This window comes from Micromonospora sediminimaris (genome assembly GCF_016863575.1).
GTDB classification, from domain to species: Bacteria; Actinomycetota; Actinomycetes; order Mycobacteriales; family Micromonosporaceae; genus Micromonospora; species Micromonospora sediminimaris.
In genome coordinates this window covers 60,675-68,658 of sequence record NZ_BOPD01000036.1, presented here as the reverse complement: position 1 = coordinate 68,658, position 7,984 = coordinate 60,675, and the positions used below count along the sequence as shown (strand labels likewise).

The 7,984-nt window shown below is 71.7% G+C and carries 6 protein-coding genes; 5 read left to right on the top strand and 1 reads right to left on the bottom strand.

The genetic code is table 11. From position 1 onward, the window contains the following. Nucleotides 1-12 precede the first annotated feature (12 nt). The 4 genes from Vse01_RS29505 to Vse01_RS24745 all read left to right on the top strand — a co-directional run bounded on the left by Vse01_RS29505 (nt 13) and on the right by Vse01_RS24745 (nt 5,147). On the top strand, nt 13-147 hold the full coding sequence (locus Vse01_RS29505) for a GntR family transcriptional regulator (RefSeq protein WP_275415536.1): 135 nt from the start codon (nt 13-15) through the stop codon (nt 145-147). Between the two features lie 147 nt (nt 148-294). Then, a complete protein-coding gene (locus Vse01_RS24755) occupies nt 295-2,328 on the top strand; it encodes an alpha-1,4-glucan--maltose-1-phosphate maltosyltransferase (RefSeq protein WP_093403173.1) in 2,034 nt (677 codons plus the stop codon). Further along, nucleotides 2,316-4,418: a 1,4-alpha-glucan branching protein GlgB gene (glgB, locus tag Vse01_RS24750; RefSeq protein ID WP_093403171.1), complete on the top strand. Its 2,103-nt coding sequence runs from the start codon at nt 2,316-2,318 to the stop codon at nt 4,416-4,418. The genes Vse01_RS24755 and glgB overlap by 13 nt, the downstream gene beginning before the upstream one ends. 192 nt (nt 4,419-4,610) lie before the next feature. Beyond that, complete coding sequence (locus Vse01_RS24745) at nt 4,611-5,147, top strand: hypothetical protein (RefSeq protein WP_139233125.1); 537 nt, start codon at nt 4,611-4,613, stop codon at nt 5,145-5,147. Nucleotides 5,148-5,201: 54 nt separating this feature from the next. Here the strand turns inward: Vse01_RS24745 and Vse01_RS24740 are convergent, their stop codons facing one another. Continuing rightward, nucleotides 5,202-6,242 carry an App1 family protein phosphatidate phosphatase gene (locus tag Vse01_RS24740; protein WP_093403169.1) on the bottom strand — a complete coding sequence of 347 codons (1,041 nt, stop codon included), beginning with the start codon at nt 6,240-6,242 and terminating at the stop codon, nt 5,202-5,204. Between the two features lie 114 nt (nt 6,243-6,356). Here Vse01_RS24740 and Vse01_RS24735 point away from each other — a divergent pair, with 114 nt between their 5' ends. Beyond that, nucleotides 6,357-7,982 (top strand): ArnT family glycosyltransferase, encoded by a 1,626-nt coding sequence (locus Vse01_RS24735; protein ID WP_093403255.1) that lies wholly within the window; start codon nt 6,357-6,359, stop codon nt 7,980-7,982. Nucleotides 7,983-7,984 lie beyond the last annotated feature (2 nt).

Sequence of the window (7,984 nt, the reverse complement as noted above, 5' to 3'; positions counted from 1 at the left end):
AAGCTTCCGTCCATCGCGCAACTGTGCGAGCAGTACCAGGCCAGCCCAACACCGATCAGGTTTGCGCTCCGGATTCTCGACGAACGAGGCTGGATCGAGGTTCACCAGGGCAAGGGGTCGTTCGTGGCGGCGGAACCACCCTCCTGATCCGACGCCCGCTCCCCTCTCCGGTGGCCCAGGCGAGATCTTGGTTCGGGAGTGCCCCTGAGGGGGCGGTTTCGGACCAAGATTGTTTCTGTGGCCGAGGCGCCGGTCGGCCGAGCGCGAGGGGATCTCGGGCAGTAGGTTGGGGCGGTGAGCGGACGGTTCCCGATCGAAGACGTCTCCCCCGTCGTCTCCTGCGGTCGCTACCCGGCCCGTGCGGTGGTCGGCGAGGTGGTGCCGGTGTCGGCGCGCGCCTACCGCGAGGGGCACGACGCGCTCGGCTGCAACGTGGTGTGGCTCGGCCCGGACGGGGTGGCCCGCCCGTTCACCCGGATGCGTCCGGGTGAGCCCGGCCAGGACCGGTGGCACGCCAGCATCGTGCCGGACGCGGTCGGCGAGTGGATGTTCACCGTGGAGGCGTTCAGCGACCCCTACCTGACCTGGCACAACGCGGTGACCAAGAAGATCGCCGCCGGCCAGGGGCCGGCTGAGCTGGCAAACGACCTGGCCGAGGGCGTACGCGTGTTGAGCGCGGCCACGAAGCTGGTGCCGAAGGCCGAGCGGCCCCGGCTCAAGAAGGCCGCGCAGACCCTGGGTGACGCCAAGCGGCAGTTGCCGCAGCGGGTGAGTCCGGCCTTGGAGCTGGCCGACCTGCTCTGGGAGCACCCGGTGCGTGAGCTGGTGACCACCGGCGAGGAGTACCGCCTCTGGGTGGACCGCGAGCGGGCCCTCTTCTCCGCCTGGTACGAGTTCTTCCCCCGCTCCGAGGGGGCGATCCCGGCGACCGTCGATGCGCCGGCCCGTTCCGGCACCTTCGCCACCGCCACCGAGCGGCTGCCGGGTGTCGCGGCGATGGGTTTCGACGTGCTCTACCTGCCGCCGATCCACCCGATCGGTCGGGTCAACCGCAAGGGCCCGAACAACAGCCTGCTCGCCGGGCCGGACGACGTGGGTTCGCCGTGGGCGATCGGCGCGGCCGAGGGCGGGCACGACGCCATCCACCCCGATCTGGGTACGCCTGAGGATTTCCGCGACTTCGTCGCCGCCGCCGCCGATCACGGTCTGGAGGTGGCGATGGACCTGGCGTTGCAGTGCGCCCCGGATCACCCGTGGGTGACCGAGCACCCGGAGTGGTTCACCACCCGGGCCGACGGCAGCATCGCGTACGCGGAGAACCCGCCGAAGAAGTACCAGGACATCTACCCGCTGAACTTCGACAACGATCCGGAGGGCATCCGCGCCGAGGTGCTGCGGGTGGTGCGGCACTGGGTCGGCGAGGGCGTGAAGATCTTCCGGGTGGACAACCCGCACACCAAGCCTGTCGACTTCTGGCACTGGCTGATCTGGGAGGTCAAGCGGGTCGACCCGGACGTGCTCTTCCTCGCCGAGGCGTTCACCCGGCCGGCGATGATGCACGGGCTGGCCAAGGTCGGCTTCACCCAGTCGTACACGTACTTCACCTGGCGGACCTCGGCCGCCGAGATGCGCGAGTACTGCACGGAGCTGGTGGCGGCGGCCGACTACATGCGGCCGAACTTCTGGCCCAACACGCCGGACATCCTGCACGCCTCGTTGCAGCACGGCGGGCCGCCGATGTTCAAGATCAGGGCGGTGCTGGCCGCGCTGCTCTCCCCCTCCTGGGGCATGTACGCCGGCTACGAGCTGTTCGAGCACGTGGCGCGCCCGGGGGCGGAGGAGTACCTCGACAACGAGAAGTACGAGCTGCGGCCCCGGGACTGGGCCGGCGCCGAGGCGCGGGGTCGCTCGCTGGCGCCGTTCATCACCACCCTGAACCGGGTACGCCGGGAGAACCCGGCCCTGCACCGGCTGCGGAACCTGGTCTTCCACGACATCGACAACCCGGCCCTGCTGTGCTGGTCCAAGCACGATCCGGAGACCGGCAACACGGTGCTGGTGATCTGCTCGTTCGACTCGCACACCGTGCAGTGGGGCAACACCACCCTGGACATGCCGGCGCTGGGCCTGGACTGGCACGACCGGTTCACCGTGCACGACGAGCTGACCGGTGCCCGCTACGACTGGGGGCAGCGCAACGCGGTCCGCCTCGACCCGTACCTGCAACCCGCGCACGTGCTCACCCTGCGCCGCCCGATCGCTGCGGCGTCGCCTGGCACCGCACCGACCGCTCCCGCCCAGAAGGACGACACCCGATGGACCAGCTGATCTCCGGGGAGATCCACGACCCGCACGCCGTGCTCGGCGCGCACCCGGCCGGCGGGCGTACGGTTATCCGCACCCTGCGTCGGGGCGCGGGCGACGTGAGCGTGCTGGTCGGCGAGGAGCGGCACCCGATGAAGCGGGTGCACGACGTCGGCGTCTTCGAGGCCACCGTGCCCGGCGAGGTGCTCGACTACCGGCTCGACGTCGACGGGGTACGCCACGACGACCCGTACCGTTTCCCGCCGACCCTCGGCGAGCTGGACCTGCACCTGATCAGTGAGGGCCGGCACGAGCGGCTGTGGGAGGCGCTCGGTGCCCGGGTGCTCGACGGCGGGGTGGCGTTCGCGGTGTGGGCGCCGAACGCCCGGGGCGTACGGCTGGTCGGCGACGTCACCGGCTGGGCGCCGGATGACGGCTGGCCGATGCGGTCGCTCGGCTCGACCGGGGTGTGGGAGATCTTCGTGCCCGGAGCCACCGCCGGCAGCCGGTACAAGTACCGCGTGCTGGGCGCGGACGGGTACTGGCGGGACAAGGCCGACCCGCTCGCCGCGTACGCGGAGGTGCCGCCGGCCACCGCGTCGGTGGTGCACCTGTCGACGTTCGAGTGGTCCGACGCCCAGTGGCTGGGCCAGCGGTCGCGGCGGCAGCCGCACCAGGAGCCGATGAGCGTGTACGAGGTGCACCTGGGCTCGTGGCGGCCCGGCCTGGGCTACCGGGAGCTGGCCGAGCAGTTGGTCGCGTACGTGGTGGAGCTGGGCTTCACTCACGTGGAGTTCCTGCCGGTGATGGAGCACCCGTTCGGTGGCTCGTGGGGCTACCAGGTGACCGGCTACTTCGCCCCGACGGCCCGGTTCGGCGACCCCGACGACTTCCGGTACCTGGTGGACCGGCTGCACGCCGCCGGGATCGGGGTGATCCTGGACTGGGTGCCGGCGCACTTCCCGAAGGACGAGTGGGCCCTCGCCCGGTTCGACGGCACGCCGCTCTACGAGCATCCCGATCCGCGCCGGGGTGAGCATCCCGACTGGGGCACCTACGTCTTCGACTTCGGTCGCCGGGAGGTACGCAACTTCCTGGTCGCCAACGCGCTCTACTGGCTGGACGAGTTCCACGTCGACGGGCTGCGGGTGGACGCGGTCGCCTCGATGCTCTACCTGGACTACTCGCGGCAGGACGGGCAGTGGACGCCGAACGTGCACGGCGGCCGGGAGAACCTGGAAGCCATCGCGTTCATGCAGGAGGTCAACGCGACTGTCTACAAGCACCACGCCGGGGTGCTGATGATCGCCGAGGAGTCCACCGCCTGGCCGGGGGTGACCCGGGCGACGAGCGACGGCGGGCTCGGCTTCGGCTTCAAGTGGAACATGGGCTGGATGCACGACACCTTGCTCTACACCTCGAAGGACCCGATCTACCGGCAGCACCACCACCATCAGCTCACCTTCTCCCTGGCGTACGCCTGGAGCGAGAACTACACGCTGCCGATCAGCCACGACGAGGTGGTGCACGGCAAGGGCTCGCTGGCGAGCAAGATGCCCGGCGACACGTGGCAGCGGCTGGCGAACGTCCGCGCGCTGCTGGCGTACATGTGGGCGCATCCGGGCAAGCAGTTGTTGTTCATGGGCTGCGAGCTGGCTGACGACCGGGAGTGGAGCGAGGAACGCGGACTCGACTGGTACCTGCTGCATGATCCGGCGCGGGCCGGCGTGCAACGCCTGGTGGGCGACCTGAACCGGGTGTACCGGGACACCCCGGCGCTGTGGGCGCAGGACACCTCCCCCGCCGGTTTCCGCTGGCTCGCCGGTGACGACGTCGCCAACAACACCATCTCGTTCGTCCGGATCGCGCCCGACGGGGCGACGGTGGTCTGCGTGGCGAACTTCTCCGCGCTGCCGCTTGAGGACTACCGGATCGGGTTGCCGGCCGTCGGCGCCTGGGCGGAGGTGGTCAACACCGACGCCCACCACTACGGCGGCTCCGGGGTCGGCAACCTCGGCACGGTGCACGCCGAGAACGTCCCCTGGCACGGCCAGCCCGCCTCGGTGGCGCTCCGCGTGCCGCCACTGGGCGCCCTCTGGCTCCGCCCCGCCTGAGGGGCGGCCGGCACCAGGACCGGTTGTCCTCGAAGACGTCATGTCACTCGGACATATTCATGTCTGAGTGACATGACGCTTACCAGGCATACAACAATCCGCCGGGCGGGCAGGTAGATCATCGAACGGTGAACCAACCACGTCCACGCGTCCGTACTCCCGGTTCCAGGTGAGCGACGAGGCGGAGGATTGATGGCGAGCAGTGGGCGTACGGCCAGGAACCGTGGCAGCGAACCCTCGCCGGGGCAGCGGAGGATCGCGGGGTTCGCGGCGGTCGGGGTGACCCTGGCGGTGGCCTTCGCGGTGGCCACCGGGACCAGTCAGGCAAGTGAGAACTGCGACGGCCTGGACGCCGCCGTGGGCAACAATCTGGCGTTCATCGCCGACCAGCTGGTGTTCCCCGACGAGTTGACGGAGGCCCGGATCGCCAACCGGCAGGCGGTCATCGACCAGTTGGAGCAGCGGCGCGCGGCGGCGGGCTGTACCGGCGAGGTCGAGGTGCCCGACGCGGACCCGAACGCGGCACTCAACGGTGGCGCGGCGGAGAACTGCGCCGGCCTCGACGTCGCGGTCCGCAACAACCTCGCCTTCATCGACGGCCAACGGCGCAACCCGGACGCTCTCTCGGAGGCCCGGATCGCCAACCGACAGGCGGTCATCGACCTGCTCGAAGACCGTCGCACCCTGGCCGGCTGCACCGGCGAGGTCACGCTCACGCCGGGCGGCTGACCTCGAGGCACGCGGCGCGCGGACCGAGCCCGCGCGCCGCGCAGCAGGTCCAGCTCAAACCAGGCCGGCGCCGCGCAGCAGGGTCCACAGACCGGCGCCGTCGGGCGCGGAGAGCCACTTCTGCCCCACCGGCCCCTCGGTGTGCTCGTCGTGTGGGAGCGGCAGGCTACCGGCGAGCACCGCCTGGGTGGGCGACAGCCGGCGGATCGCCACCCCGGCGACGTTGTCCGGGTGGGCGGCGACGAACTCGCGGTAGATTTCCTGGTCGTGCTGGCCGTCGTCACCGACGAGCAGCCAACGCACGTCGGGAAACTCCTTGGCCAGCCGGGCCAGGGTGGCCCGCTTGTGTTCCCGGCCGCTGCGGAACCAGCGGTCCTGGGTCGGCCCCCAGTCGGTCAGCAGCAGCGGCCCGGCCGGGTAGAGGTGCCGGGACAGGAACCGGGTCAACGTCGGGGCGACGTTCCACGCGCCGGTCGACAGGTAGAACACGGGCGCGCCGGGGTGGGCGGTGACCAGTCGCTCGTAGAGCACCGCCATGCCGGGCACCGCCGCGCGGGCGTGCTCGTCCAGGACGAAGGTGTTCCACGCGGCGAGCAGCGGCCGGGGCAGCGCGGTCACCATGACCGTGTCGTCGATGTCGGAGATGATGCCGAACCGCACCTCCGGGTCGAGGATGCGCACCGGGGCCTCGACCGGCTCGGCGTCGGGCATGCTCAGCCGCACCGAACCCCAGCCGGGTGGCAGGGTCGCGTCGAGCACCGTGTCGATGAAGCCGCTGCGGTCGGCCCGTGCCTCGTGCACCACCCCGCCGGTCTCGATGGTCACCGTGACGTGTTTGGCCGGCAGGGTGGTGAAGCTGCGCCAGCCCCGGACCTTCTCCAACCGGCCGCGCTGGCGGGTGTCCGGCCGCCCCAGCAACACCCGGCACATCACCCGTACCCAACCGGGCCCGCCGTAGCCGGTATACGCGATGATGTTGGTCCGCCAGCCGGTCCGCCGCAGCCGGCGTTCCACCAGGGCGTGCACGGCGTCCTCGATCCGCGCGGCCCGGTGCAGGTTCGGTATGGCCAGCTGGCCTGCGGGAGTCGGTGGCACGGAAGCAACCCTGCCACAGACCAGCCACCTCGGCCACGCGAGCTGAGCCGAACCGCCACGCCCGACGTCGCCGCCGTGACACACTCCGGTCGGGACGACGACGGGGGCGAGGTCGTGCCACGAGCAGGGGCGGAACCAGGGCGACAGCGCGGGCGGTGGCGGCCACGGCTCGACCGGCCGGCGCTTGTCGCCCTGCTGCTCGGGATGCTCGGAGTCGGGTACCGGCTGGTCCTGGTGCTGACCACCGTGCCCGTCTCCAACAGCGACGAGGCCACCTTCGGGCTGGCCGCGCTGCACATCGCGCAGGGCCGTGAGCAACCGATCTTCCTGTACGGCCAGCGGTACATGGGCACCCTGGAGTCGTACCTGGCCGCACCGCTGCTCGCGGTGACCGGGCCGAGCTGGCCGCTGCTGCGGCTGCCGGTGCTCGCGCTCTACGCGCTGTTCCTCTGGCTGATCCACCGGCTGACCCGGCGGATCTGCTCGCCGTGGTTCGCCACCGTCGTCGTCGGGCTGCTCGCCCTCGGCTCCGAGCGGGTCGTCCGGGACCAGGTGACCGCGGTCGGCGGGCGGCCGGAGGTCAAGGTGGCGGTGCTGGCGATGCTGCTGATCGTGGTGGCGCTGGCCCGGGGCACGGCACGGCACCGGGCGCTGGCCGTGGGCGGCTTCGGGCTGCTCGCCGGGGTGGCGCTCTGGTCGGACTGGCTGATCGTGCCGTACCTGGCGGTGGCCGGGCTGGCCCTGGTGTGGACGCTGCGCCGGGAACTGCTCGGCTGGTCGGGTCTGCTGCTTGTCGTCGGTTTCGCCGTCGGGCTCGCCCCGATGATCCGGGACAACCTGGTGGCCCCACCCGGGCAGGACTCCCTGTCGGTGCTGCGTGGGGTCAGCGGCGAGGACGGGCCGGCGCCGCCCTGGTCGCAACGGCTCGGCGGTGGGCTGCTGGAGGGCGTACCGCTGGCCGCCGGGCTCTGCCCGGTCGACGGTTGCCCCCGCTGGCAGGCGTGGTTCGGCCTGCTCTACCCGCTGCTGCTGGTGGTGGCGGCGACGCTCGCCGGGCTCGCGTACCGCCGAGGAACCGGGCGCGGCGAGCGGGTCGGCCCGGTCGTGCACCTCGCGCTGCTCGCGGGCGCGGCGTTGACCCTGCTGGCGTACGTACGCAGTCCGCTGGCGGCGACGGATCCGCTGGGCAACGCCCGCTACCTGTCGGTGCTGCAACTGTCGCTGCCGGCGGTGCTCTGGCCGCTGTGGGTGGCGGCGGTCGCCGCCCGACGGGGCACCGTCGGTGTGGTGGGCCGGGTGGCGGGTGCGGTGGCCGCCGCCGCGCTGGCCGCGCTGGCCGCCGGCTCGCTTGTGGTGACCGTGCTCTTCGCCACCACCGGCGCGGATCCCGGACGCACCGAGGAACGACAGGCTCGGGAGTTGGCCGACACGGTCCGCGCGGCCGGCCTGCGTGAGGTGTACGGCGAGTACTGGACCTGCAACCGGCTGATCTTCAACACCGACGAGGAGGTGGTCTGCGCGGTGGTCGACGGCAGTCTGCACCCCGGGCAGAACCGGTACCCGGCGTACTGGTGGCGGCTGGCGCGGGCACAGCGGCCCGGGTACGTGCTGGCTGCCGACGCCCCGGCGGACCGGCGGCTGCGGGAACTGCTCGGCGACCGGGCCGGCGCGGCGCTGCTCGCCGAGATCGGTGGCTTCCGGGTGTACCACCCGCCGGAGCCGCTCCGGCCGTGGCGTTAGAG

What these genes read in the sequence shown, in the direction of transcription:
- glgB (WP_093403171.1), top strand. Translation starts at nt 2,316, where the DNA reads ATGGACCAGCTGATCTCCGGGGAGATCCACGACCCGCACGCCGTGCTC.
- Vse01_RS24745 (WP_139233125.1), top strand. Translation starts at nt 4,611, where the DNA reads ATGGCGAGCAGTGGGCGTACGGCCAGGAACCGTGGCAGCGAACCCTCG.